Raw genomic sequence first — 24,087 nt, 5'->3', positions numbered from 1 at the left:
AGGTTGTATGGATATAATTAGGTCGTTGACATTCGTCCTTCATCCAACATTGATGGGTTAATACCTAAAATATATGCCATAATTTTTGTTTTAAAATTTGTACCCTTTTCTTTATAATTGAAAAAGTTATCTAACATATATCCTCTCATCAAAACGTATTTGTTTTGATGTTGATATTTATGGGCTTTATAAGTATTAAAGATTATTTTTTTTTACATATATAAATTAATGATGATGGGTAATTTTTTCTAATTACGATAAATATTTTAAAATGATTAAATAAAATATAATATGAGGTTTTATAATGAGTAAGGTTTATCAAATTTTTGATAAATATTGTATTTTAGATATTATTTTTGGTTTTGCTTTAGGTTTTTACTTGGCAATATATCATAACGATGCAAATTTATGGTTTTTAGCAATTCAAGTAGTAATTATATTTGCTATAATCATGACATTGCTTCCCGTTTTAGTTTCAATTTATGATAAATATAAATATTCTGAAAAGATATCCGTAAGAGCTCTTATTGAAGCATTTATACTTAATCTAGCAATGACTGTTGTACCGTTAATATTTGGTTTTGTTATCGGTTCATTTGTTGTTGAAAATTATATTGCGGATAATGGTAAATTATTCAAATGAATTTTTTCTAGCTTAACTCCACAAATTTAATTAACCATCTAATTCATACTTTTAATCATATAAATTTTTTAATATTAATTAATAAAATTGGGGGATTTTCATGAAAATTGCTGTAGTGCTTGGAACACGTCCTGAAATTATTAAAATGGCTCCAATCATAGATGAAATTGTAAATCGTGATATTGAATTATGTCTTATTCATACTGGTCAGCATTATGATAAGGAAATGTCTGATAACTTCTTTAAAGACCTTGAAATTCCTGCTCCAGATTATAATATTCATGTTGGGTCAGGTTCTCATGGTAAACAAACCGGTTTGATGATGAAGGGTATTGAAGAAGTTTTAATGGATGAAAAGCCGGACATTGTTTTAGTTCAGGGAGATACCAATGCTGTTCTTGCAGGGGCTCTTGTCGCTTCTAAACTGCACATTGCTGTAGGCCATGTTGAAGCGGGCCTTAGGTCATTTGATATGACCATGCCTGAAGAGATTAACAGAAGAGTTTGTGATGTTACATCATCAATGTATTTTATACCGACTGAAGAATCAGCCATTAATCTTTTGGCAGAAGGATATTCAAGAAAAAATCTGATTATCACTGGAAATACTGTTGTTGATGCTTGTTTCAGGCACTTGGAAATAGCTAAAAAACGTGGATTTGAAGAAGAATCTTTAGCTGATCTTGACATTGATAACATGGATAACATTTTAACGTTAACAATGCACAGGGCAGAAAATGTTGATGATAAAACCAGAGTTACAAACATTATCTCTGCTTTAAAAGAGTTAAGTGATATGAATATCATTTTCCCGATACATCCTAGAACTAAAAAAACATTACAGGACTTTGGCCTCTTTGATGAGTTAAACAATTTAGACCATATCCATATCATTAAGCCAATAGGATACTTGGACTTTTTACAGTTAACATCTAAGTCTACTCTGATTTTAACTGATTCCGGTGGTCTGCAGGAAGAAGCAATCACTCTGGATGTGCCTGCATTAACATTAAGGTACAATACAGAAAGACCTGAAACAGTAACTGCCGGCGGAAATATTCTTGTAGGTTCGGATAAGGATGTGATTTTGGAAAATGCAAATAAAATCCTTAATGATGATGAATTTGCACAAAAAATGAAGGATGCAGTTAATCCGTATGGACAAGGTGATGCTGCCGAAAAAACTGTTGATGCAATACAGGAATTCTATGACAATGGATTGTTGAATATAGAAGCTCCCGAAGATATCATGACATCATTTGAGCGAAAAATGGCATTAATCAATGAAGATATCACCGTCAAAGACTTTGAAGAAAAGAATAATGCTTTAATCCATATGGTATTTGATGGAGAAAAAATGCGTTTTCCAAGTGATGAATTAAACTTAAAAGAGATGTGTGTTACTTATGATGAATTCCAGTGAATCTATATTGGTGTTTGAATATTTCACCGCTTCAGGCAAAAAGGATAAATGTATTATTTCAGAAGCTGAAGCATTATTATTCACATTAATTGATGACTTAAAAGAATATAATTTGGATGTTGTTGTCAATACGTCATATGAGGATATTGTTTCAGGATATGATAATGTTAATCCAATATTAATCGATACAGATATTATTTCCTGGCTTGAGGAAAATGCTTCAAATTTTAAAAAAGCCATTTTCATAGCTGCTGAAAATAATAATAATTTATACAATATCACAAAGATTCTGGAGGATAATGATGTTACAATATTCACTTCATCAAGTGAAGCATGTCTTGTTTCTTCAGATAAGTTTTTAACTTACGAATCCCTTCCAAATACTGTTCCTCAGCCAAGAAGTTTTCGATTTAAAATAGACCCTAAGGGGTATTGGAAAAGGGCAATCACAAATCTTCATGAAAAATGGCAAGCTGAAGATCCGTTAACTCCACTTAAACTAATAATCAAGCCGTTGGTTGGTGTCGATTGTGAAGATATTGTTATAATTGAAAATATTGAAGATTTATCTTATGATTTGGAGGAAATATTCCCTCCGGGTTCCAGAATAATTGTACAGGAATTTATTGATGGAACTGATGTCAGCGTCAGTTTAATATGCTGTGAAGGAAAAGCTTATCCAATAAGTCTTAATGAACAATTTGTAGAACTCAAAAATGATAAGGGAACTTATCTTGGAGGTAAGATACCTTTTGAAAGTGAATTCAGACAAGATGCTTTTGATGTGGCTGTAAACGTATGTGAAGCTATTGAAGGTTTAAACGGTTTTGTCGGTGTTGATTTGCTTATAAGCAATGATGGCATTTATCCTGTTTATCTGCTTGAGATAAATTCAAGATTTACAACCCCTTACGTTGGACTTAAAAAGATAGCTGATTTCAATATAACTAAGACAATAATTGAAGGAAACATCAAAGATGTTGATTTATCTTTTAACGGTGAAGTGGAATTCAAAAAAGAAGGCAATAACTTAAATATCAGGAGAATTTAAATAATGAAAATTGCAGGTTTTGACATTGGTGGAGCAAATACAGATTTAGCTATCATTGACTTTGAAAATGGTGAAATAAAAAATATTGAAGTGGATTTTGCTTATCTTCCAATGTGGAGTAATAATGATGGCTTATCAAGAGTTTTAGTGGAATTAATAGAAAAGATATGTCCTTTATCAGAAATTGATGCAGTGGGCATATCAATGACTGCCGAGCTTGTTGATGCTTATGATACAAAAAAAGACGGTGTTCTCGATGTTGTAAATAAGTGCGAAGAGACGTTTTCATGTCCAATCGCTTATGTAGGCATTGACGGGATGATGTCTAAAGAAGAAATTGAAAAGGATCCTCTTAAAGCAGCTGCCGCTAATTGGATTGCAACTGCCCAAATTGCAACATTAATATCTGACAATTGTATTTTCATTGATACTGGAAGTACAACTACTGACATTATTCCTATTAAGGACGGTAAGGAATGTGCTATAGGTAAATCTGATTTTGATAGGTCAGCTACCGGAGAACTGGTCTATACGGGTACTTTAAGAACAAATCTTGCCAGCTTTTTAGACAAGATTGAATTTGATGGAAAAGAATATCGTGTAGCCAGTGAATTATTTGCCCAAACCGCTGATGTTTATACAGTATTGGATCTGATAACTCCTGAAGATTATGTCTGCGACACATTTGACGGTGAATCAAAATCAAAAACTGACTGTGCTAAAAGAATTGCCCGCGTAGTCTGTGCGGATTTGGAAATGTTATCTGAAGAAAATATCATAGAAATTTCAAAGTTCATTCACCAAAAACAGGTTGAACAGATTGCTGATGGATTAAAACAGGTCCATGAAACTCAGGGCTTGGACTTAATTATCACGACAGGTTTGGGAAAAGATATTCTGGACAGACCTGCTGCTGAATTATTGGGTCTTGAAGTTAAATCTATGGGAGATATCTTAACTGATGAGGAGTGTGTTGTTGCACCTGCAGTTGGGACTTCCGTAATGATGAACAAATACCTGAATGATTAATATGGCTAAATATACTTATTATACTGATGGTGCAGCCACAATGAACTATAAAAACGGTAAATATGTGAGAGAAGCTGGTGGCTGGGCATTTGTACTGTTGATTGATAATTCTGAGGATTCATCTCGCTCTGGAGGATGTCCTTTAACTACCAACAATGAAATGGAGCTATATGCAATATATGCGTCCATGAAGGATTTCATATCCAAGTGTGAATCCGGAGATATTGTGGAAATCTGTTCTGATTCCGGTTATTGCATTGATATATTTACCAAATGGGCTAAAAACTGGCAGAAAAGAGGATGGAAAAAATCAGACAATAGGCCAATTAAAAATCTAAAAATAATTAAAAGCATTTGGGGATTGATGGATGAAATCAGTCAAAAACAGTGCACGTTAAAATTCATTAAAGTTAAAGGCCATTCATCAAATGAATATAACAATAAGGCTGATGAATTGGCGGTAAATGCTAAAATGGATGCATTTAAAACTGGAGAAACTACTTATTTTGATAAAAATGATGGTCTTTTGGGTGGCAAATCAAAATATTCCAATTAATACCAGACGTCTTTTATTCCAAGCAAGTATGCGCCGGTATTTGCTATTAAATGAATAATTAATGTTAATACAATAGCTATTAAAATAAATCCTAAATCAAACTTAATAACTAATGAGGCAAAGAGTAAAGCCACTATTAAAAAATCAAGCTGATCAAGTATTGGTGCAGGTTTTCCACGACCGATGCCTAATCTTCTTTTTATAAAACTGCCTAATGCATCACCTATTAATGCTCCAAATGCGAGTAAAAATCCGATTATTACTCCATTTATAACTCCGACAGGTATTGGAGTAATTATGTATTGTCCAAACATGGATAAAAGGTCTAATCCAAAATATCCCTGAATTGCACCGACTAATGTTCCTAAAAGTGTACCTCCGATTAAACCTCTCCAGGTTACGCCGTCCCCTATCCAACGGTTGCCTTTAGAATCGGTTTTTCCGCAATCTAGAGGTTTTCCACCGCCAAATATTAGTCCTCCGCTATTAGAGATGTATGCTGGAAGTAAGAAGTATAGTACGGTGATACAAACAATTCCTAACATTGTAAAGTCGATATTCATAAAATTTACTCCAATATAATTTATATTTATTATATGTTTATTATCATTAAAGTACTTATGTTTTAAATAACTATAAATAGTTAATTATCCATATTTTAATATATTATGTTTGTACTAATGAGTTATGTTTGTTAGTAAGGTGATTTTTTTGAAAATTAAAAATACTAAAAGTTTATGTCCAGAGTGTGGAAAACCTCTTGATGCTGAAGTTTTTGATGAAGGAGGAAAAGTTTATATTAAAAAAACTTGTGATGAGCATGGGGAGTTTGTAAACACTTATTGGAGTGATGCTGAGATATATGAAAGGGTAAATAATTATGAACCATCAATTACTTCAGTAGAAAATCCTTGTGTGGATAATGTAGGACCTTGTCCTTCCAATTGTGGGCTTTGTTCCAAACACGAAACTTCTACAGTATTAGGATTAATTGATGTAACTAATAGGTGTAATTTAAGATGTCCAGTTTGTTTTGCTAATGCAGCAGCATCAGGACGTTTATTTGAACCTACTCAAGAAGAAATTAGACAAATGCTTAAAAACTTAAGAAACCTTAAGCCTAATCCAACTCCGGCTATCCAATATGCTGGTGGAGAACCTACTGTCAGAAAAGACATTGTTGAATTAGTTAAAATGGCTAAGGATGAAGGTTTCACTCACGTTCAAATAGCTACCAACGGTTTAAAGTTAGCTATGAAAGAGAATTTGGCTCAAGAATTAAAAGATGCTGGTTTGAACACTGTATATTTGGCATTTGATGGTGTAACTCCTGAACCATATATCAATAATAGGGGAAGAGATTTGCTCCCATATAAATTGGATGCAATTGAAAACTGTAGAAAAGCACATTTAGGTGTTGTATTGGTTCCTACATTAATTAAAGGAGTTAATGACCACCAGGTTGGAGAAATAATCAAGTTTGCACTGGACCACAGCGAAAACATTTATGGTGTTAACTTCCAGCCTGTTTCATTTGCGGGAAGAACTCCTGCTGACCAGGTGGAAGAACAAAGAATTACCATTCCTGACTTTGTTAAAATCATAGAAGATCAAACTGACGGTGAAGTTAAAACATCCGATTTCTACCCACCTTCTTCAGTTGAATCTATAGCTAATTTCATGGGTGCTTTAGATGGAGAACAGCCTAGGGTTACTCTTAATTGTCATCAACATTGTGGTATAGCTACTTATGTATTCAGAGAAAAAACTGAAGGTCCGGGTAAAGACAAATTAATCCCGATTACCAAATTCATTGACGTTGACATGTTATTTGAAAAACTGGATGAATTAACTGAAAGATTAAAAGGAGACGGTTTTGCAAAAAGAAAAAGGGTTTTAGCCAGTGCAGCAAAAGCTATTCCAAAAGTAGTTCATAGTAAAGAATCACCTAATAATGTTGATATCAAAAAGATCTTGCTTAATGTATTCACAAAAAGGTCATATGATGCATTAGGTGATTTCTCTAAAGATGCAATGCTTATTTCATGTATGCACTTTATGGATCCATTTAACTTCGATGAAGACAGAGTTAAAAAATGTGTTATTCATTACGCAACTCCTGATGGTAGAATTATTCCGTTCTGTACTTATAATTCAATGTACCGTGAAGGTGTCGAAGAAGAATTTTCTACTGCTTTAAAAAAATCTAAAGAATAGTTAATTTTCGGAGCTTTTTACAATGTATATCAAATCACCTTCAAGACTTCATTTGGGACTCATTGACATGAATGGTTCTTACGGCAGACTTGATGGGGGAATTGGACTTACAATCCAAGATCCAAACCTTATTCTATATGGTGAAAGTGCAGAAAAGGGAATCACCGTTGATTTCGGTGATAAATTTAACTTGAATGATGAAATTCGAAATGAATACATTAAAAAAATTACTAAAGCTGCCACTGAAGTCACTGATTTTTATGATGTGGATGAAGGATTTTATTTCAGAGTTGACAGTGCATATCCTTCACATTCCGGTTTGGGGTCAGGTACCCAAATAGCATTAGCCACAGGAAAACTCATTACTGAACATATAGGCGAGGAAGCTACAGGCTATGAACTTGGTAAAATTACCGGTCGTGGAGGAACTTCAGGTATTGGAGTTTTTGCCTTTGATTATGGTGGTTTTATTGTTGATGGTGGTCATAGTGTAAAGGAAAAATCATCTTTTTTACCTTCTTCAGCTTCAAAAGCCAGTCCTCCACAATTATTCGGGCATTATGATTTTCCTGAGGAATGGGGAGTGCTTTTGGTTATATTAAAATCAGATGTTAGCGTTAACGGTCAAAAAGAAGTTAACATCTTCCAAGAATACTGTCCTATTGACCGTAATGAAGTGGAATTATATTCTCATTTGATATTTATGAATATGATACCATTTTTACTTGAAAAAGATTTACCTTGCTTTGGAAACATAATAAATAAAATACAAACAATAGGATTTAAAAAAATTGAAGTTGGACTTCAGTCAGATAATATTAAACAGTTAATGGCTAAATTAACTGAAATTGGTGCTTATGCCGTTGGAATGAGTTCTTTTGGGCCGACTGTTTATTCATTTTATGATAAAACTAACGAACATATAGTGCAAGAAATTAAAGATTATGTTGGCGATGATGGGATTGTTATAACAACTAAAGCTCAAAATCATGGCCATGTTATTACAAAATAGTGATTATTATGGATATTATTTCTGGAAAGGCTTGGATATTTGGAGAAAATATAGATACTGATGTTATCATTCCCGGAAGATATTTAAGAACTTTCAATCCTCAGGATTTGGCGGATCATGTTCTTGAAGGGGAAAGACCGGATTTCACCAAAAACGTTCAAAAAGGTGATGTTATTGTTGCCGGTGAAAACTTCGGCTGTGGATCCTCCCGTGAACAGGCTCCTGTAGCTATTAAAACTGCGGGGGTAGATGCAATTGTCGCCAAATCATTCGCAAGAATTTTTTATAGAAATGCAATCAATATTGGTTTGCCGGTCATTGTAAGTGATATTGAAGCAAAAGACGGAGACACAATTAAAATTGACTTATCTAAAGGAAGTCTGGTTAATGAAACTTCAGGTGAATCCGTAAGCTTTGAACCATTTAAAGATTTCATGTTAAATATTTTAGAAGATGGTGGTTTAGTAAATCATTATCTTAAAGAAGATTAATTTTTTTTAAGGAGGCAAATTATGGAATGTCCAATTTGCGGTTCTGATGATATTGAGATTTTAAATTCAAAAAAGAAAGAATCAAAAAAGAAATTCATGGAAGAATATCTTTTGAAATGTTTTGACTGCGGTCATGTTTTTAAAGATGTTTTTTCCGCTAAAAAACCTAGAGATTATAGACTTATCATATCTGAGCAAAATAAATCACATAAAACTACAATTGAATTATCTCCAAGTGATGAATTAAAAGTTGGAGATATTTTACTTTCAGATTTGGGTCAGGTAGAAGTGTCAAGTATTGAAGTAAATGATACTAGAGTTAAAAAAGCATTGCTTGATGATGTTGAAACGATATGGGCAACATCCATTGAAATTCCCGCCCGTATTGGCTTTTCTGTAGATTTGCATGGAAAAGTCGATTCATATAAATTGGATTTGGAAAGGGATTTTGAAATTGCTCCAGGTGATGTTGTAAAAATTGAAAATCGTATTGTTAAAGTTCATGTTATTAAAACTAATGATAGAAAACTCACTTCCGGATTTGCAAAGGCAGGAGTAATAAAAAGGGTTTATTCAAAACCGGTTAAATTCAATAATTATGATTATGATTTAACAGATAAAATTTTCAAAAAAACTTAAATTAGCGAGAATTGTCCATGAAAGTTTATATTGATTCTTATGGTTGTACATTTAACAAGGCTGATGGTCAAATCATGGCTGGTGTTTTAAATGATAATAACATTGACCTCGTCGACAATATTGAAGATGCTGACGTTATTATCGTAAATACCTGTTATGTTAAATTGCCGACCGAAAATAAGATTGTTTATAAAATCCAGCAGCTTCAAGAAAAGTTTCCTGAAAAGAAAATAATTGTCGGGGGATGTATGGTCGAAATTGATCCGGAAAAACTGGATGCCATCGGACCAAATTGCAGCTGGATTGGGCCTCATCAATTAAACAAAGCGGCTGATGTTGTTACTCAAACTTATTGTGGTGAGGTTGTACGTGAGTATGGCCTTTCTAAAGAAAGCAAGGTCGGTGTTTCAAAGGTCACCGACGATAGTTTAATTCATATTATCCAAATCTGTGAAGGCTGTTTGGGTGCATGTACTTTTTGCTGTACTCGTTTTGCTCGTGGACCGCTTAACAGTTATCCTATTGCAGATATTGTTGAAGAAGCAAGGCAGGCTATTGAAAACGGTGCCTGTGAAATTCAGCTCACTGCCCAGGATACCGCAGCTTTTGGAAAAGATACTGGTGAAAAACTATCTGATTTAATTAAAGAAGTGGCAAATTTAAAAGGAGATTTCAGAGTTCGTGTTGGAATGATGCATCCTAAAAACATTTTGGGCGATGTTGATGAAATTGTCGATGCAATTAAACAGCCTAAGGTATATAATTTCATTCATTTGCCTATACAAAGTGGCAGTGATAAGGTTCTAAAAGAAATGAGACGTGGCCACAGTGTTGATCAGTATGTTGATATAGTTAATAAGTTCAAAAGCCGGATTCCGGATTTGACTTTGGCTACAGATATTATTGTCGGGTATCCTACAGAAAGTGATGATGATTTTACAAAAACCGTTGAGCTGCTTAATGAAGTAAAACCTAGTTTGATTCATTTGTCAAAATACCAACATAGGAAAGGTGCAATCTCTTCATCACTTAAAGAAATTCCTCCCAAAACCATGAAGGAACGTTCTAAATTTTTATCCGAAATTAAGAGTGAAATAACAATGAAAGAGAACGAAGTATTGCTTGATTCATATCAAAACGTTCTTGTTCTTGAAAAAGGTTCTAAAGGAGGTTTCATTGCTAAAACTGATTCTTATATTCCAGTAATAGTTGATGATGTTGATTTGGGAGACTTTGTTCGTGTTAAAATTACTCATGCAACAGCCACTTACTTAAAGGGGATTGTTGAGTAGTTTATTTTTTTTAATTTTTTTAATGTTCTTATTTTTATAATTTGTAGTAATTTTTGCCTTAAATTTTTAATTTTTTCACTATATTTTTTGTATAATTAAAATCATTACATGATGGCTTTATAGTTTATTGATTAGGTCAAATTTAGCCTTTTTTTCCAAAACATTTATATACTATGTGTTACTATCTTTTATTTGGAGGTGAAATAATGAGTGAATTACCAATCGCACCAGTAGGTCGTATCTTAAAAAATGCTGGAGCTCAAAGAATTAGTGATGAAGCTAAAATTGCATTAGCTGAAGCATTAGAAGAAAAAGGTGACGAAATCGCTAAAAAAGCAGTTAATTTCGCACGCCACGCTGGTAGAAAAACTGTAAAAGCTGAAGATATCAAATTAGCTATCAAATAGGCTTTTTACTTGTTATTTAAATCTATTGGCCATTTTCTTGGTCAATATTTTTTATTTTTTAAACCGATTCTGTAATTGGAAAGTTTTATATATTACTTTTCACATAGTATAATATGTTGTGCAGGACCGGTGGTCTAGGGGTATGATTCCTCTTTGACGTGGAGGAGATCACGAGTTCGAATCTCGTTCGGTCCATGTGCCATGGTAGTTCAGATGGGAGAACGCTAGACTGAAGATCTAGATGTCGCTGGTTCAAGTCCGGCCCATGGCATTACAATTTTCTTTTTTTTAAATATTTTTCACTTAAAACTAGTTTTTTCAAAAAAAGTAAGATGTTAAAGAGTAACATCTTTTTTTGTAAAGTAAATATAAGAAATGCTTAATCCAATTATGAATGTGGCTAAAATTATGCCGTAAGACATACTGATGCTTGTACTGTATTCTGCAATTTTACCGGATGCTATTAAATATGGACATATCCACGGAATGTATGGTGCCCAAGACTGATTGTAAATCAATATATTAACCAATGCCAATGTTGCCCCACCAACCATTGCCGGAACCATGTTTGTTATGAATAATGAAAGGAACACGAATGGTGAAAATGTTAAAAACAACAATACATTGGCATAGAGAAGTTCACCAAAGCTTTTTATCAATAGATTTAATGTGAATCCTTCAAGACCTGCGATAAAACCGAAAATAGTCGTTGATGTACATGTAATTACTGTTAAAATTAAAATCCATGCTAAAAACATCACATATTTTGCAAGCAGGAATTTTCCTCGAGATATTGGAAGAGTAAGCATGGTTTTCAATGTATGTTCATTGTACTCCCTTCCAAAAAGATAGGATATTATTATTGCAAAAAGTAAAACCGCAAAAAGTGCAGACATATACATATTCACATTTGTAAATAACATTTCAAAACTGTCTCCTTCGCCGAATGCAATAACTGCTATAAACATTAAAAGCGGAGGAAGAATTGCTCCCATTATACTTAATAGAAATATATTTGATCTTTTTAGTTTTAAAAATTCCATCTGAATAAAAGTTAACATAAAACTCACCTTTTAATTATCAATCCTTCTTAAGAAATAATTCTCCAGATTTTCTTCACACAGATTTACCTTTTTCACATCTATTCCTGAATTAACGAATAATGCATTAAATTTGTCTCTCAGTTCCAAGTTGGAATATAATCGAATTGTTCCGTTGTCTTTTTTTAGTGCATAATCATAATTTTTCTTAAGTTCCAGTTTATCAAGAATTTCACATGCCAAATCTATATCTGATACTTCAAATTCAACAAATTTGTCCAATCTTTTATATAATTCCTCTTTAGAAACTTCTTCAATTAAAACGCCTCCATCCATAAAACCGATAACATCAGCAATATTTTCTATTTCACTTAATATATGGCTTGAAATCAGTATTGTTATTCCGAATTCGTGGGATAACCTTTTAAGCAATGTTCTGATTTCTTTAATTCCAAAAGGGTCAAGGCCGTTAATTGGTTCATCCAGAATTAACAGTTCGGGTTTGTGAATAATTGCAGCAGCTATCCCTAATCTCTGTTTCATACCTAATGAAAAATCTTTTACCTTTTTTGATTTTGCATTTTCGAGATTCAGCATTTCAAGGATCAAATCAATGTTTGAACTATTGTAATTTCTCCTTAATTTTGAAATGACCTTCAGGTTTTCATATGCCGTTAGATTCTCGTAAAATCCTGGGGTTTCAATAATGGAGCCTATTTTTGAATAGACTTCATCAGAGTATTTTCTTGGATTTTTTCCAAAAAGAAATATCTCGCCGTTAGTTGGAGATATCAGATTTAAAAGCATGCACATTGTGGTGGTTTTTCCAGCCCCGTTTTTTCCTAAAAGGCCGTAAATTTTTCCTTTTTCAACATGCATATCAATTGAATTAACAACTGTATCATTTGAATATTTTTTTGATAGATTTCTTGTTTCTATTACATATTCTCCCATATTTTCACCCATAATTTTAAACACAAATTAATAACATTACATATATTTTTTCAAAATATCCTCTTATTTATAAAAATAAACCTATAAAAAATTTAAAAATCAAATAAAAGAGTATTTCTCTTATTTGATTGCTTCATTATAGACTGATCCATAAACTCTATTGAAAAATATGCAAATATATGAGTTTATGAAGAGTCCTCCAATAACTGATAGAATGGCCATTATTATCATTACCTGGTTGGTGGTCATTACAATAAACATTGTAATAAACATTAATACAATACCTAAGGCAAGCATAATAATGCAATAAACGATAATTGCAAAAAGGATGATTCCAATATATTTAACCCAGCCTAAAGCAGATATTTTATCGCTTATTTCTTTTAAATCAAAGGCCTTTGTGAATTTATCATTATCAACCATATTTGCAAGCGCCATAATGAGGAGTAAATTGCATATTATGAAAAGTATCATTGAAATGATTGATATTATGTAGTCTCCGTTTTGAATACTTTGAAGTTCAAAACCGGCTATCATCACAATTATCGGTATAATATTGTAAATCAGACTTACCAGGAAATATTTTAAACCATTAACCAAAAGATTTGAAATTTTATTGAATTCTGGAAGCTCTGTTTTTCTACCAATAGCAAAGTTAATCACACGGTATTGATATCCGTTGATTATCAGCACTACAATGAAGCTAATTATGGCCAGTCCTGCAATTATGTAAATGTCGGTTGAAGGAAGCTGTGAAATTTTTAAAGCTATATTATTTCCATCTGTATGAGAGATTATTCTAACAATATTGATGGTTTTTTCCAGAATTGCAAATGCTATAACGTTGATTATAGTAAACAATATGCCTAAACTTAAAATCTTTTTTATATCCTTGAAGGGATATTTCAATCCTTCACTAACGCAATCCGTAATGCCAGCCATAATTATCACCTAAATTTGCATACCATATAATAATCCAATTGATCTTGAATTAAATATGCTTAAATATGGTCCAACAATAAACAGTGTAACTAATGAGTTTATCATTGCTCCTAAAATTAATATTCCTCCACCACCAATTCCTAAAATTGCGCCTGAAATGCCGAATACTGTAAAAATCATTCCTATAATTAAAGTTACAACGGAAGCTATAACTATAGTGATGATTATTAATCCTATATATGTTACAAGGCATTTAAACCAACCAATTTCTTCGATTACTTCTTTTATTTCACTTATAGCAAATGCTTTTGACAATGAACCGTCATTATAAATCATATGGCATATTCCCATCTGTTCCATTAAAAAGGCTATTATTCCAATGATGAATGTTACCAGACATCCGACTAATGTTGTTGCACCTGCTAAAATGCCATTTAAGTTACCTGCAATAGCTACAAATATAAAGAATATAATTATCGGCACGATAAGATATGCTATCTGAACCAGTACGACTTTAATTCCGTCAATGAACATGCCTATAAAATCATCGAATTTTGGTAATGGATCTTTACCGTTGATTATTCCATTAACAGCTATATTTATGACTCTGTAATTGTATCCCACAACCAGAAAAATGGGGATTAATAAAAAACTGAATAAGCAGAACACACCTAATATTATTAATGTCTCCCATTCCTTTGCTGAATATTCTAGTGAATCTTTATAAATATCTAAAATCATTTCTATCACCTGTAGTAATCGTCATCAAAGAGGAATATTTCTTCTATAAAGAAATATTTTTCTCTATCTCCTTTGAACATTTTTTTATTGAAAACCTGGGTTATATCATAAGCTAAGAATAAAGAGGGGTTATATCTACCATTTTCCAGCGCATTAATGGTTTGACGGGTAACCCCAACCTTGTCCCCAAGTTCCTGCTGGCTCATTTTGAGCTCTTGTCTTAAATATTTAATCATGGTTTTCATATTATCCCATAAATAATTCTCATTTTGCAAAAAGTATTTAAGTACTTCAAGTAATTATGTTAAACTTTAATTACTTATGTTAATGTTACATTACATAGTATATAAAGTTAACTGTTTAATAAATAAACAATTATATTGGGTAAAATTATTTAAAAAGGAATTATATTGATTTATTTTTGTTAAATATATTATAAAATTTTATTATAGTTATTTAAATTATAATTTTAATTCTGATGAGTATATTAATTAATATTAATTATTTATTGTAAAAAAATTGAAATCGATATATTTATATATAAAGAATATATCTTTAACATTTGTAATATATCTATAACATATTTTAGAATAAATAAAAAAATAAATGGTGATGTGGTTTAGTTTATTTGTTAAGGGTAATTGGTTTAGGTTTTACTTGAGTGTTTTCTCTTAATTCCTTGTATTTGGAAACAATAGTGTATCCATTGTTTGATGCAATTAAATCGGCACCTCCAGTTAATACTTGGTGAGCCATTTTCCAAATGTCAATTCCGTCATAAACCTCGATTTTGGTTTTTGGAGCATATTTCTGGAAGATATTAATGTCATTAACGATTTCATAGATGTGGTTTGGAGTTAAAAATCCACTGGAAGTCTTGATGTAATCAACGTTAGCTTTTTCTAGCCTCATAACGATATTTGCTTTCTGTTCATCTTCAAGAATTTTACTTTCTATGATCATTTTTAAAGTTGCATCGCCAATCGCTTCTTTTAGTTCTTTGGCTTCTTCTTCTATTAACTCATATTTCTCATTCACTACATGATTTAAGTTAATCACCGCATTAATTTCATCTGCACCTTTTTCTATTAATGTCAGTGCTTCGGCAATTTTTGATTCTTTATTTTCACAACCTAACGGAAATCCGACTACACTTCCGACTCTCACGTCACTATTGGCCAGTATTTCTTTAGCTAATGGGACATATGTTGGATTGATGGTAACTGAATTGAAACCTAATTCTTTTGCCTGATTTAGGAATTCAGTCATTTCAGCTTCACTAATCATATTATTTAGGTTTGTGTAGTTAATAACACTAGCTAAGTGTTTTGAATTTTTTACTCTGTACATATTACCACTCTAATTTTTTTAATTGTTAGTTAATATACGAATGAAACTATATATAACTTTTGTCTTGATTTTTTAGATTAATTTTTTTGCCATATATGGTCCTTTTCTTTCATAACCGAATTTACGATAATAATTTCTAGTTCCGATACCACTAATGATGGCTATTTCATCTTTATCATTATCAATAGCCAAATTTTCAGCTTCCATAAGTAATTTTTCACCAAATCCTGTATGCTGGCCGATTGATGGATTTTTATCACCAATTTGAATCATATTTCCATAAACATGAAGTTCACGGATAAGTGCTGTTTTATCGGTAATTTCCGGTCTAAATATATTTTCAGAAGGTATTCTGAACCTTAAAAATCCGGCAATGCTTTCTTCATTTTTATCCTCTATTGAAATAAAGGTTTCTTCACCGCCACATGCAGTGTAGGATTCTTTAAATAATTTAAAATCATCTAAAGTATAATTTTCATTGGTTTTTTTATGGCCGATTTCACGGCATCTGATGCATTGGCAGTTAATATGATTTTCATCCAGTTTATTATAGACAAGCTCTCCAAGATTTGATTTTTGAACACCTGCTTCAATTAAGGTGGATGGGATGTCTCTTTGGATTCTCATGGTTCTAACCCATTTCGGAAGTATTTTTTTTATCTTAACAATCAAATCAACGGCTTCCTCATCGGTATATGGGCTGTAAGCGCCTTCCTTCCACATGTCATACAGTTCACTGCCTTTCGTAACGAGGCATGGATAAATCTTAAGCATGTCGGGTTTAAAGTTATCATCACTGAATAATTGCTTGAACATTTTCAAATCTTCTTTCTCATCTACAAATAAACCTGGCATCATATGCATTGCCACTTTAATTGCAGAATCTCTTAAAAGCTGATTTGACTCAATAACATCAGCAATCCTATGTCCTCTTTTTACTTTAGCATACAACTCATCCGATAACGTTTGAACACCTAACTCAACTCGGGTAACGCCAAAATTTAGCATCCTGTTAATATGCTCTTTTTTACAGTAGTCTGGACGTGTTTCAAAGGTCATTCCAACACATCTTACCTTTGAATTTTCATTTGCCAGCTGAACATCATCTATTAATACGTAATCATTAGGAGGATATGTTTTCAGCACGTCTTTTTCAAATTCTCTAATTAATGCTTTATCTATTTCAAACTCAGCATCATTTTCCAATATTAATCCGAAATCAGTCATTGCCTTCAGGCATTGTGATACAAACCATTCCTGATAACATAAATCCCTTGATGGAAATGTTCCGCCCATTATGATCAGTTCAACTTTATCGATAGGGTGTCCTATTTTTTTAAGCTGAGCTAAACGATTGAAGCATTGAACGTATGGATGATAGTCAAACATTCTGCCCCTTAATGCAGCAGGCTCTTCACCAGTATAACTTGGAGGTGCAATATCGCTTTCAGGACAGTATAAGCATCTTCCATGAGGACATTTGTGTGGATGACACATTACCGCTACAATTGCCACTCCGGATTTTGTTCTGGTTGGCTTTTTTTTAAGTGTATCGGAAACAAGTTCTTTTTCTTCAGCCGTGGCACATTCAAGTATGTCTGCATTGCTCATGAATCTTTCTAACTTCAGCTCACGGCAAAGTTGCCTTTTTCGAACTTCCAGGTCACGTCGAGTGGATATTTTTCCTTCGATAATATCATCAATGATAATTCGACATGCATTTTTCATTAATTTCACCTTATATATTATATATAGTTAATTTTATATATTGGTATTTGTTAATAATATAATAAAATAATTTTATGAGGCGATATAATGCGTGCAAAAGAACTTTTTGGTATTACAGTATTAGATAAAAACGTAAGATCCGTTGGTAAAATTGAAGATGTAGACATCGACACCGAAACCGGTGCTATAACCAATCTCATCATTTCCTTAAATAAAGGTATTTTTTCCAATGATGCTATTGAAGTAGAATTTGATAAAATTCAAACCATTGGTGACTACGTTCTCTTAAGTGACGAAATTGAAGCTGAAGAAAAAGCTGAAGAAGTTACTATTGAAGTTGAAGACGAAGAATAAATTTTAAGAGGTAATATCATGGCATCTGATGCTCGTGATAAAGAAATTTCAATTGACGACTATGTTCGTTATGTTGATACGGGAACGATAGGTAAAGTTCTCGATATCAAAACTGAAGATGAAATTGATTGGGTTTTACTCGATAAAACTAATTTATGGTACAAATCAAAATTAGTTGAAGTTCTCGATGAGAAAGATGTCAAAGTTAAATTCACCCCGACTGGCCGTGAACTTGACGTCGAAGAACTCAAAGAGAAAGCTGCAAAAATGGAAAACATGGAAATGGATTCCAGTGTTGCTGAAGGTGGAGGATAATTCCTCCCTTCAATAACTATCTGCAAACTGTTTTATTTTTTTAGATAACGTTTCACCGATACCATCTATTTTTTGCAATTCCTTTTCACTGACTGATTTTAAATCCAGACCAAATATGTCCACAACATTTCTTGCTCTTTTTCTTCCAAGACGTTTCACGCCGACTACAAGTGGAATAATGTCTTCTTTTACACCATAATAAAGTCTTGCAGATAAATAATCATAATCCTTTAGGTTTGAATAATCCCCTAGGACTTCTGCAGTATTTTTGGCAAATCTTATGAGTCTTGATGCCTCATAAGCTGTTCTTCTGGTTGATGCTGAATAAACGCCGTATTTATTTTCTATTTCAAATTCGTTTCTTTCATTAATCCATTCAATCAGTGAAACGGCTGTTGCTTCGGGATTTCCAATGTCAACAGCAAAAAGGCCCATTTCAGACATTTTTTCACGAACCGGATCCTTATTTTTCTTGCCTTTAAATGTGATTAATGGCAAATCCGGTGTTTCGGCAAGTGCATAAATAAATTCGGGAATATTGAATGTATCCATTGTACTTATGTATTCTTTGATTTTAACGGCAGTCTCTACAGTGTAATTTGATTTAGCTATTAAATTACCGAATTCTGTTGTCTTAAGACCTTCGGGAGTCGCCCTTATTATTCCATTTTGAAGTAAGAACTGCAGTCCGTTTTCAAGTTCCCATTTTAGGCTGTCTGATGCAAAAAGAGACATTGACGGATTATTGCTCATCTGATATCCGTATAATGTCTTTTCAAAGAAATCAACCAATTCATCCAAATCTTTGGATAATGTTGATGCGATTTGAGCTATAATCTGTTTATAGACTGCATCTTTATTATCAATTAGTTTGGAATTCGTCAGTTCAATCTCTCCATTGATGTAGTAATCTTCCAGATTAATTGCTTCATCAGCCGTTTTGGCAATAAGGTAGGAGTAACCTACATCATCATATTGAGGTCTTCCGGCACGACCGGACATCTGTTCATAGTCAAAAACAGGAATTGGCTGAGGGCCATTGCTTGTCCAGCGTGTTGTATCTCTTATTGCAACGGATTTTGAAGGTAGATTAACACCATACATTAAACTTGGCGTTGCACTAATCATTAATATGTTTCCTTTCCTAAATTCATCTTCAATTATTTCTTTTTGTTCGTTGAAAAGTCCTGCATGGTGGAATGCCACTCCTTTTTCTGCAGCATCGGCCAATTTTACACAGGTTGTAGTTGGAAGGGATCCTTTATTTTTAGGAACTTCAAGCAATTTGTTTGCAACTTCCTTAAAGTTTTGTTTCTGGCTTTTGGAGAGTTTTTTATTAATCTTTTTGGCGACGTATGTAGCTAAACTTTCAGTAAATCGTCTCGTTGATACAAAAGACAGTGCTTGTGAATCGTCTTGTATTGCCTTTTCAACGATTTTAACGATTACGTCATTTTTATTTTTGGTGTTAAACATCTCACCATCCAAAACTTCTTTGTTTAGTGGTACTGGTCTGTAGTCGTGTTCAACGCATTTTCCTTCAAGCCAGCCTTCAATCTCTTCAATATTTCGAAGTGTGGCGGATAATGCAATTATTCTCATTGAAGGGTTGATTATTTTGGCTCGGGTAATGGCTGCTTCTAGTGTCGGTCCCCTAGTATATTCTCCAATCATGTGAAACTCATCGATGATTAATGTGTCAACATCACGAAGGGTATCCCATGAAAAACGAGTCAATGCATCAAATGATTCAAAAACCATCACTGATAAATCTGCACTTGACGGATGTTTGCCGACACTGATGCCATGTTCTTCAAAGGCTTTAAACTCCTGTACCTTTTCGTTTTGAATTGATAAAAGAGGTGCAGCATAAACTGCTTTTCCTTTGTTTAATATGGTTTTAAGTGCAGGCAAAACCCCTAAAACAGTTTTTCCACTTGCTGTTGGAATACAAATGATGTAATTGGACTTATCATCCAAATATCCGGATTCAATAACTGCCTTTTGTGCTGGATTAAACTCTTCAATATATGGGTAGGCACTGTTAATTATTTTTTTGATATCTTCAGGTAAATTTTCCATTTTAATCAATTAAATATTGTTTTTCTATATATTAATAGATTTTGAGAGAGCATTTGACAACAAATATTTTAAATACTATAATTAATAAAATAGTTACAACATAAAAAATTTATAGGTGTTTTGATAATATGGTAATTAAAGTTGAAGTATTCAAAACTGACTCATGTCCGCACTGTCCGGCTGCTGTTAGTGCTGCTGAAAGTGCCAAAGCCAAATTAGGCGATCAAATTGATGTTGAAATTGTAAATGCAAATGATCCTGCAAATATTGATAGGGCCAGAGAATACCAAATTATGGCTGTACCTACTGTTGTAATTGACGGCAATGTCGAATTTATTGGTGCACCTAGTGACAGTGACTTAATTGAAAAACTTGAATCTTTATTATAGATTCTCTCTTTTTTTATTTTTGTAAAAATGACTAGTGAAGGTTATTCTGGTGTTACAACTGGTACTGTAGCTACCGCTTGTTCTCTTGCAGCTATTGATGCTATTTTGGATTCATCAGATATTGTTTGTGTTAATGTTGAAACCCCAAAAAAGTCTTTAGACATTCTTATTGATGAATGCCACAGGTTATCTGATAATTCAGCCTGTGCAGTGGCTCATAAAAATCCTTATAATGATCCTGATGTTACAGTTAACCTGGCTATTGTTGCCCATGTCGAATTAATTGATTTTGATGGTGAAAAGGTTATTATTACTGGCGGTGAAGGTGTTGGCATAATAACAAAACCAGGTCTTCAGATTCCAGTCGGGGATTATGCAATCAATCCTGTTCCACGTAAAATGATTAAAAAGAATCTGGAAGATAAGGTGCCTGATGGCAAATCTGCCAAAGTCACTATTTCCATTCCACAGGGTCGTGAAATTGCTAAAAAGACAATGAATCCTAAATTGGGAATTATTGATGGAATCTCCGTTTTGGGAACAACTGGAATTGCAAGGTCAATGTCCAGTGAAGCTTATAAGAATTCCATAGTTACTCAAATTGATGTTGCAATAGCATCCAATTTGGACGATTTGGTTTTTGTTCCGGGTAATATCGGTGAAAAATTGGCACTGAAACGACTGGACGTTACTAAAGAACAAATCATTCAGACAGGTAACTATGTGGGGTTCATGTTTGAAGAAGCTAAAAAACGTGGAATTGACAAGTTCACTTTCTTTGGACACATCGGTAAATTAATAAAGGTGGCTGGAGGAATATTTAACACAAAACATGCTGTTGCTGACGGCAGACGTGAAATAATGATTACTCATGCAGGTATTTGCGGAGCTGAAAAAGAGACATTGCTGAAATTATATGATTCGGCAACGACTGATGACATGATGGATATATTAAACGAAATTAACCTTCAAAGAGAAGTAGTCAACAGTATTGCAACAGCTATTAAACAACGTTGTATGCAGCGTTTTGAATTGGATTTGGATGTTATTCTGGTAGATATGGAAGGAAATTATTTAAACGATAATATGGAAAGATTTTTATGAAAATAGCGATGGTTGGCCAATTTCCACCCCATGTTGGCGGTGTCGGTGTTCATATTCACACATTATCAAAAGAACTTATAAAGCAGGGACATGAAGTTTATGTAATAACTTACCCTCATTCAAACTTAAAGGATATTGACGGAATCCATGTTATAGGTACAAGCGGATTAAATATTCCTGGAATCAGAGGTTTAATGTTTAAAATAAATGCTAAAAAGGCTTTAAATAATCTGTTAAAGGAAGTTGATATCGATATTATTCATGGACATTACTTATTCCCTGCGGGGGCTGCGGCCTGTGAAGTCGGATCCAAGCATAAAATTAAAACATATGTGACCGCACACGGTTCTGACATGTTTGAAATGTATAAAAAACAATCATTTATGAGACCATTCATTAATAAAGTCTTGAAAAAGGCAGATGTTGTTTTTGCAGTAAGCAATGCATTAAAAAAAGAAATATTGGCCACAGGAGTTAATGGAATTGAATCCAAAACAAGACTATATTGGAATTCCGTTGACATAGATAAATTTTCTTCTGATAATAAAAATGTGCTTGAAAGTAATGGAAAACCTATAGTGCTCTTTGTAGGTAATATTATTAAACGTAAAAATGTTAATTTAATTTTAGAAGCTAAAAAGGAGTCTTCACAAGATTATGAAGTGGTTATTGTCGGTGACGGACCTCTTTTAAATGATTTAAAAAAGAAGGTTGAAAATGAAAACATTCCTGATGTGAGGTTTTTGGGCTCCCGAGATGATGTGGAAAACATAATTCCTGGATGTGACGTGCTGGTTTTACCTTCATTTTCTGAAAGCTTTGGACTTGTGTTAATAGAAGCCTTGGCATGTGAAAAACCGGTAATTGGAAGTAATGTCGGAGGCATATCTGAAATTATCACTGACGATGTTGGATTGTTGATTGACCCTAATGATTCATCAACTTTGACAAGTGCAATTGATAAAGTAATTGGGGATGATGAATTCAGACAAAATTTAGCCTCAAATGCCAGAAAAAGAGCTGTTGATTTTAGTAAAGTTGAAATTCCTTATGATGAGATGAAATAATGATTAAAAATGTTAGATGCCCAGGTTCAGCAACAATAATTAATGCAATAGCAACAGGTTTCGGTTCTGCTTTTGGAATTGGCCTTGATATTAAATGTCAGGCCAAATCAATAGATTCCGGAATAAAATGCTTCAATGATGTTGGAGCAAGCACTGATTTAATGGAGTTATGTGTTAGAAAGGTTTTTGATAAATATGAAATTAACTATGATGATTTCGGTTTGGAAATAAAAACTGAATCAACATTGCCTATGGCATCAGGCCTTTCAAGCAGCAGCGCTTCATCTAATGCAATTGTTGCAGTTTCATCTAAAATAATTAGCGAAGAATTTAATCTGACTCCATTAACTGATTTGGAAATCATTAATTTAGCTATTGATGCATCTATTGAAGCAGGTGTTACAATAACCGGATCATTTGACGATGCCACAGCATCTTATTTTGGTGGTGTTGTCGTAACTGACAATAAAAACCGTGAATTTATAATAAAAGAAAAGATGGACGATTATAAGATATTGGTTTATATGCCGAATTTCATTTCAAAGTCAGGAGACAGTGATGTTAACCGCATGCGCGTATTGGCACCTCTTGTAGAAACGGCATTTGATTTTGCAAAAAATAAAGATTATTTTAAAGCTCTTAATTTAAATGGTTTGATTTATGCATCTACCTTAGGATTTGATTCGGCTATTGCTGTGGATGCTTTACAATCCGGTGCAGTTGCATCAGGCCTTTCAGGTACTGGTTCATCATTTGTAGCAGTCTGTGCGGATAATGCAATAGGTGATGTTAAGGATGCCTGGAGTAGTTTGGAAGGAAGGGTCATTGAAACCAGTGTGGATAATGAAGGCTGCAGTTTTTTTTAGACTTAATTATCTTTTCTATTTTAGTTTGGTGGATTCTGCGGTTATTTATTCTTCCATTCAGGAAATTCTATTGAGAGTAGGGATTTAATAATGTTAATTTTTGTTTTGTCGTCAAAATTCTGATTAAGAATTAATTGTATCTGTTTCTTTATTCTCAATTCTTTTTCTTCCAATTCCTTTTCTTTTAGTTCAAGTTCTTTCAAGATTTTCTCTTTATATTCTATTTTTTTGGTTTTTTCTTCTATTATTCTATCTTTTTCCTCTAAGACATCTTTGTTTTCTTCTTCTACAAGTTTTCTTATTATTGTTCTGGTTTCGTCCATATTTATCTTCTCTTTCATTTTTTTCCTAGTTTTTAATGTTGTTATGGTTACGGTTTAATTTGTATATTGGTT

At 33.1% G+C, this 24,087-nt stretch carries 27 protein-coding genes and 2 tRNA genes; 19 read left to right on the top strand and 10 right to left on the bottom strand.

Going from position 1 to position 24,087, the window contains the following annotated elements; genetic code table 11:
• Positions 1-304: 304 nt before the first annotated feature.
• From ACKI44_RS05090 to ACKI44_RS05070, 5 genes are all read left to right on the top strand, one after another.
• A complete protein-coding gene (locus tag ACKI44_RS05090; RefSeq protein ID WP_407422178.1) occupies positions 305-643 on the top strand; it encodes a hypothetical protein in 339 nt (112 codons plus the stop codon).
• A 100-nt stretch (positions 644-743) separates the two neighbouring features.
• Entirely contained in the window at positions 744-2,066 is a 1,323-nt protein-coding gene (wecB, locus tag ACKI44_RS05085) for a non-hydrolyzing UDP-N-acetylglucosamine 2-epimerase (protein ID WP_407422176.1), read from the top strand.
• Positions 2,050-3,117: an ATP-grasp domain-containing protein gene (locus ACKI44_RS05080; RefSeq protein WP_407422174.1), complete on the top strand. Its 1,068-nt coding sequence runs from the start codon at positions 2,050-2,052 to the stop codon at positions 3,115-3,117. The genes wecB and ACKI44_RS05080 overlap by 17 nt, the downstream gene beginning before the upstream one ends.
• Positions 3,118-3,120: 3 nt before the next feature.
• Positions 3,121-4,146, top strand: a complete 1,026-nt coding sequence (locus tag ACKI44_RS05075; RefSeq protein ID WP_407422172.1) for a hydantoinase/oxoprolinase family protein — start codon at positions 3,121-3,123, stop codon at positions 4,144-4,146.
• 1 nt (position 4,147) lies between these two features.
• Positions 4,148-4,702: a ribonuclease H gene (locus tag ACKI44_RS05070; protein WP_407422170.1), complete on the top strand. Its 555-nt coding sequence runs from the start codon at positions 4,148-4,150 to the stop codon at positions 4,700-4,702.
• Here the strand turns inward: ACKI44_RS05070 and ACKI44_RS05065 are convergent.
• Positions 4,699-5,265 carry a CDP-2,3-bis-(O-geranylgeranyl)-sn-glycerol synthase gene (locus tag ACKI44_RS05065; protein ID WP_407422168.1) on the bottom strand — a complete coding sequence of 189 codons (567 nt, stop codon included), beginning with the start codon at positions 5,263-5,265 and terminating at the stop codon, positions 4,699-4,701. The two genes, ACKI44_RS05070 and ACKI44_RS05065, sit on opposite strands and share 4 nt — an antisense overlap.
• A 124-nt stretch (positions 5,266-5,389) precedes the next feature.
• Between ACKI44_RS05065 and tes the strand changes: the two genes are divergently transcribed.
• From tes to ACKI44_RS05025, 8 genes are all read left to right on the top strand, one after another.
• Positions 5,390-6,919: a tetraether lipid synthase Tes gene (gene tes / locus ACKI44_RS05060; RefSeq protein ID WP_407422166.1), complete on the top strand. Its 1,530-nt coding sequence runs from the start codon at positions 5,390-5,392 to the stop codon at positions 6,917-6,919.
• Between the two features lie 22 nt (positions 6,920-6,941).
• Positions 6,942-7,931: a beta-ribofuranosylaminobenzene 5'-phosphate synthase gene (locus ACKI44_RS05055; RefSeq protein ID WP_407422164.1), complete on the top strand. Its 990-nt coding sequence runs from the start codon at positions 6,942-6,944 to the stop codon at positions 7,929-7,931.
• Between the two features lie 8 nt (positions 7,932-7,939).
• Complete coding sequence (gene hacB / locus ACKI44_RS05050) at positions 7,940-8,422, top strand: homoaconitase small subunit (protein WP_407422162.1); 483 nt, start codon at positions 7,940-7,942, stop codon at positions 8,420-8,422.
• A 21-nt stretch (positions 8,423-8,443) separates the two neighbouring features.
• Positions 8,444-9,061, top strand: coding sequence for an HVO_0476 family zinc finger protein (locus ACKI44_RS05045; RefSeq protein WP_407422160.1), 618 nt, complete (start codon positions 8,444-8,446; stop codon positions 9,059-9,061).
• Positions 9,062-9,078: 17 nt separating this feature from the next.
• Positions 9,079-10,353: a tRNA (N(6)-L-threonylcarbamoyladenosine(37)-C(2))-methylthiotransferase gene (locus ACKI44_RS05040; protein WP_407422158.1), complete on the top strand. Its 1,275-nt coding sequence runs from the start codon at positions 9,079-9,081 to the stop codon at positions 10,351-10,353.
• 206 nt (positions 10,354-10,559) lie between these two features.
• Positions 10,560-10,760 carry a histone family protein gene (locus tag ACKI44_RS05035; RefSeq protein ID WP_292797481.1) on the top strand — a complete coding sequence of 67 codons (201 nt, stop codon included), beginning with the start codon at positions 10,560-10,562 and terminating at the stop codon, positions 10,758-10,760.
• Positions 10,761-10,883: 123 nt separating this feature from the next.
• A tRNA-Val gene (locus ACKI44_RS05030) sits at positions 10,884-10,955 on the top strand.
• Positions 10,956-10,958: 3 nt separating this feature from the next.
• A tRNA-Phe gene (locus ACKI44_RS05025) sits at positions 10,959-11,031 on the top strand.
• Between the two features lie 64 nt (positions 11,032-11,095).
• On the opposite strand, the gene ACKI44_RS05020 is transcribed toward ACKI44_RS05025, so the two are convergent.
• From ACKI44_RS05020 to ACKI44_RS04990, 7 genes are all read right to left on the bottom strand, one after another.
• On the bottom strand, positions 11,096-11,821 hold the full coding sequence (locus ACKI44_RS05020; RefSeq protein ID WP_407422155.1) for an ABC transporter permease: 726 nt from the start codon (positions 11,819-11,821) through the stop codon (positions 11,096-11,098).
• A gap of 12 nt (positions 11,822-11,833) precedes the next feature.
• Entirely contained in the window at positions 11,834-12,754 is a 921-nt protein-coding gene (locus ACKI44_RS05015; protein ID WP_407422153.1) for an ABC transporter ATP-binding protein, read from the bottom strand.
• Between the two features lie 120 nt (positions 12,755-12,874).
• Positions 12,875-13,696, bottom strand: coding sequence for a DUF4013 domain-containing protein (locus ACKI44_RS05010; protein ID WP_407422151.1), 822 nt, complete (start codon positions 13,694-13,696; stop codon positions 12,875-12,877).
• 9 nt (positions 13,697-13,705) lie between these two features.
• The gene (locus tag ACKI44_RS05005) at positions 13,706-14,437 is read right to left on the bottom strand and encodes a DUF4013 domain-containing protein (RefSeq protein WP_407422149.1); all 732 of its coding nucleotides are present in this window, start codon (positions 14,435-14,437) and stop codon (positions 13,706-13,708) included.
• Positions 14,438-14,442: 5 nt separating this feature from the next.
• Positions 14,443-14,682: a helix-turn-helix transcriptional regulator gene (locus ACKI44_RS05000; protein WP_407422147.1), complete on the bottom strand. Its 240-nt coding sequence runs from the start codon at positions 14,680-14,682 to the stop codon at positions 14,443-14,445.
• 379 nt (positions 14,683-15,061) lie between these two features.
• The gene (gene deoC, locus ACKI44_RS04995; protein ID WP_407422145.1) at positions 15,062-15,787 is read right to left on the bottom strand and encodes a deoxyribose-phosphate aldolase; all 726 of its coding nucleotides are present in this window, start codon (positions 15,785-15,787) and stop codon (positions 15,062-15,064) included.
• A gap of 72 nt (positions 15,788-15,859) precedes the next feature.
• Positions 15,860-17,515: a tRNA uridine(34) 5-carboxymethylaminomethyl modification radical SAM/GNAT enzyme Elp3 gene (locus tag ACKI44_RS04990; protein ID WP_407422143.1), complete on the bottom strand. Its 1,656-nt coding sequence runs from the start codon at positions 17,513-17,515 to the stop codon at positions 15,860-15,862.
• A gap of 87 nt (positions 17,516-17,602) precedes the next feature.
• Here ACKI44_RS04990 and ACKI44_RS04985 point away from each other — a divergent pair, with 87 nt between their 5' ends.
• Together ACKI44_RS04985 and ACKI44_RS04980 are read left to right on the top strand one after the other, a co-directional pair.
• Positions 17,603-17,869: a PRC-barrel domain-containing protein gene (locus ACKI44_RS04985; protein WP_407422141.1), complete on the top strand. Its 267-nt coding sequence runs from the start codon at positions 17,603-17,605 to the stop codon at positions 17,867-17,869.
• A gap of 18 nt (positions 17,870-17,887) precedes the next feature.
• A complete protein-coding gene (locus tag ACKI44_RS04980) occupies positions 17,888-18,184 on the top strand; it encodes a DUF2098 domain-containing protein (protein ID WP_407422139.1) in 297 nt (98 codons plus the stop codon).
• Positions 18,185-18,193: 9 nt separating this feature from the next.
• Here ACKI44_RS04980 and ACKI44_RS04975 read toward each other — a convergent pair whose 3' ends face one another.
• On the bottom strand, positions 18,194-20,275 hold the full coding sequence (locus ACKI44_RS04975) for a DEAD/DEAH box helicase (protein WP_407422137.1): 2,082 nt from the start codon (positions 20,273-20,275) through the stop codon (positions 18,194-18,196).
• A gap of 119 nt (positions 20,276-20,394) precedes the next feature.
• Here ACKI44_RS04975 and ACKI44_RS04970 point away from each other — a divergent pair, with 119 nt between their 5' ends.
• Genes ACKI44_RS04970 through ACKI44_RS04955 form a run of 4 tightly spaced genes read left to right on the top strand, consistent with a single transcriptional unit; the run spans position 20,395 to position 23,692 of the window.
• The gene (locus ACKI44_RS04970; protein ID WP_296795613.1) at positions 20,395-20,655 is read left to right on the top strand and encodes a thioredoxin family protein; all 261 of its coding nucleotides are present in this window, start codon (positions 20,395-20,397) and stop codon (positions 20,653-20,655) included.
• Positions 20,656-20,682: 27 nt separating this feature from the next.
• Positions 20,683-21,759 carry a cobalt-precorrin-5B (C(1))-methyltransferase CbiD gene (gene cbiD, locus ACKI44_RS04965; RefSeq protein WP_407422134.1) on the top strand — a complete coding sequence of 359 codons (1,077 nt, stop codon included), beginning with the start codon at positions 20,683-20,685 and terminating at the stop codon, positions 21,757-21,759.
• A complete protein-coding gene (locus ACKI44_RS04960; RefSeq protein WP_407422132.1) occupies positions 21,756-22,826 on the top strand; it encodes a glycosyltransferase family 4 protein in 1,071 nt (356 codons plus the stop codon). The genes cbiD and ACKI44_RS04960 overlap by 4 nt, the downstream gene beginning before the upstream one ends.
• A complete protein-coding gene (locus ACKI44_RS04955; protein ID WP_407422130.1) occupies positions 22,826-23,692 on the top strand; it encodes a shikimate kinase in 867 nt (288 codons plus the stop codon). The genes ACKI44_RS04960 and ACKI44_RS04955 overlap by 1 nt, the downstream gene beginning before the upstream one ends.
• A 41-nt stretch (positions 23,693-23,733) precedes the next feature.
• Here ACKI44_RS04955 and ACKI44_RS04950 read toward each other — a convergent pair whose 3' ends face one another.
• Positions 23,734-24,015 (bottom strand): hypothetical protein, encoded by a 282-nt coding sequence (locus tag ACKI44_RS04950; RefSeq protein WP_407422128.1) that lies wholly within the window; start codon positions 24,013-24,015, stop codon positions 23,734-23,736.
• Positions 24,016-24,087 lie beyond the last annotated feature (72 nt).

The sequence above is a fragment of the Methanobrevibacter sp. genome, from assembly GCF_045646205.1.
Classification (GTDB): domain Archaea; phylum Methanobacteriota; class Methanobacteria; order Methanobacteriales; family Methanobacteriaceae; genus Methanocatella.
Note: the sequence above shows the minus strand (reverse complement) of the source record. Positions and strands in the feature narration are given on the sequence as shown.

Excerpts from the sequence above, each read along its gene's own strand:
- ACKI44_RS05005 (WP_407422149.1), bottom strand. The coding sequence starts at position 14,437 with ATGATTTTAGATATTTATAAAGATTCACTAGAATATTCAGCAAAGGAA.
- ACKI44_RS04985 (WP_407422141.1), top strand. The coding sequence starts at position 17,603 with ATGCGTGCAAAAGAACTTTTTGGTATTACAGTATTAGATAAAAACGTA.
- ACKI44_RS05090 (WP_407422178.1), top strand. The coding sequence starts at position 305 with ATGAGTAAGGTTTATCAAATTTTTGATAAATATTGTATTTTAGATATT.
- wecB (WP_407422176.1), top strand. The coding sequence starts at position 744 with ATGAAAATTGCTGTAGTGCTTGGAACACGTCCTGAAATTATTAAAATG.
- ACKI44_RS05000 (WP_407422147.1), bottom strand. The coding sequence starts at position 14,682 with ATGAAAACCATGATTAAATATTTAAGACAAGAGCTCAAAATGAGCCAG.
- ACKI44_RS05040 (WP_407422158.1), top strand. The coding sequence starts at position 9,079 with ATGAAAGTTTATATTGATTCTTATGGTTGTACATTTAACAAGGCTGAT.
- ACKI44_RS05080 (WP_407422174.1), top strand. The coding sequence starts at position 2,050 with ATGATGAATTCCAGTGAATCTATATTGGTGTTTGAATATTTCACCGCT.
- ACKI44_RS05035 (WP_292797481.1), top strand. The coding sequence starts at position 10,560 with ATGAGTGAATTACCAATCGCACCAGTAGGTCGTATCTTAAAAAATGCT.
- ACKI44_RS04970 (WP_296795613.1), top strand. The coding sequence starts at position 20,395 with ATGGTAATTAAAGTTGAAGTATTCAAAACTGACTCATGTCCGCACTGT.
- cbiD (WP_407422134.1), top strand. The coding sequence starts at position 20,683 with ATGACTAGTGAAGGTTATTCTGGTGTTACAACTGGTACTGTAGCTACC.
- ACKI44_RS05045 (WP_407422160.1), top strand. The coding sequence starts at position 8,444 with ATGGAATGTCCAATTTGCGGTTCTGATGATATTGAGATTTTAAATTCA.
- hacB (WP_407422162.1), top strand. The coding sequence starts at position 7,940 with ATGGATATTATTTCTGGAAAGGCTTGGATATTTGGAGAAAATATAGAT.
- ACKI44_RS05070 (WP_407422170.1), top strand. The coding sequence starts at position 4,148 with ATGGCTAAATATACTTATTATACTGATGGTGCAGCCACAATGAACTAT.
- tes (WP_407422166.1), top strand. The coding sequence starts at position 5,390 with ATGTTTGTTAGTAAGGTGATTTTTTTGAAAATTAAAAATACTAAAAGT.
- ACKI44_RS04980 (WP_407422139.1), top strand. The coding sequence starts at position 17,888 with ATGGCATCTGATGCTCGTGATAAAGAAATTTCAATTGACGACTATGTT.
- ACKI44_RS05020 (WP_407422155.1), bottom strand. The coding sequence starts at position 11,821 with ATGTTAACTTTTATTCAGATGGAATTTTTAAAACTAAAAAGATCAAAT.
- ACKI44_RS04955 (WP_407422130.1), top strand. The coding sequence starts at position 22,826 with ATGATTAAAAATGTTAGATGCCCAGGTTCAGCAACAATAATTAATGCA.
- ACKI44_RS05065 (WP_407422168.1), bottom strand. The coding sequence starts at position 5,265 with ATGAATATCGACTTTACAATGTTAGGAATTGTTTGTATCACCGTACTA.
- deoC (WP_407422145.1), bottom strand. The coding sequence starts at position 15,787 with ATGTACAGAGTAAAAAATTCAAAACACTTAGCTAGTGTTATTAACTAC.
- ACKI44_RS05055 (WP_407422164.1), top strand. The coding sequence starts at position 6,942 with ATGTATATCAAATCACCTTCAAGACTTCATTTGGGACTCATTGACATG.
- ACKI44_RS04950 (WP_407422128.1), bottom strand. The coding sequence starts at position 24,015 with ATGGACGAAACCAGAACAATAATAAGAAAACTTGTAGAAGAAGAAAAC.
- ACKI44_RS04960 (WP_407422132.1), top strand. The coding sequence starts at position 21,756 with ATGAAAATAGCGATGGTTGGCCAATTTCCACCCCATGTTGGCGGTGTC.
- ACKI44_RS05015 (WP_407422153.1), bottom strand. The coding sequence starts at position 12,754 with ATGGGAGAATATGTAATAGAAACAAGAAATCTATCAAAAAAATATTCA.
- ACKI44_RS05010 (WP_407422151.1), bottom strand. The coding sequence starts at position 13,696 with ATGGCTGGCATTACGGATTGCGTTAGTGAAGGATTGAAATATCCCTTC.
- ACKI44_RS04990 (WP_407422143.1), bottom strand. The coding sequence starts at position 17,515 with ATGAAAAATGCATGTCGAATTATCATTGATGATATTATCGAAGGAAAA.
- ACKI44_RS05075 (WP_407422172.1), top strand. The coding sequence starts at position 3,121 with ATGAAAATTGCAGGTTTTGACATTGGTGGAGCAAATACAGATTTAGCT.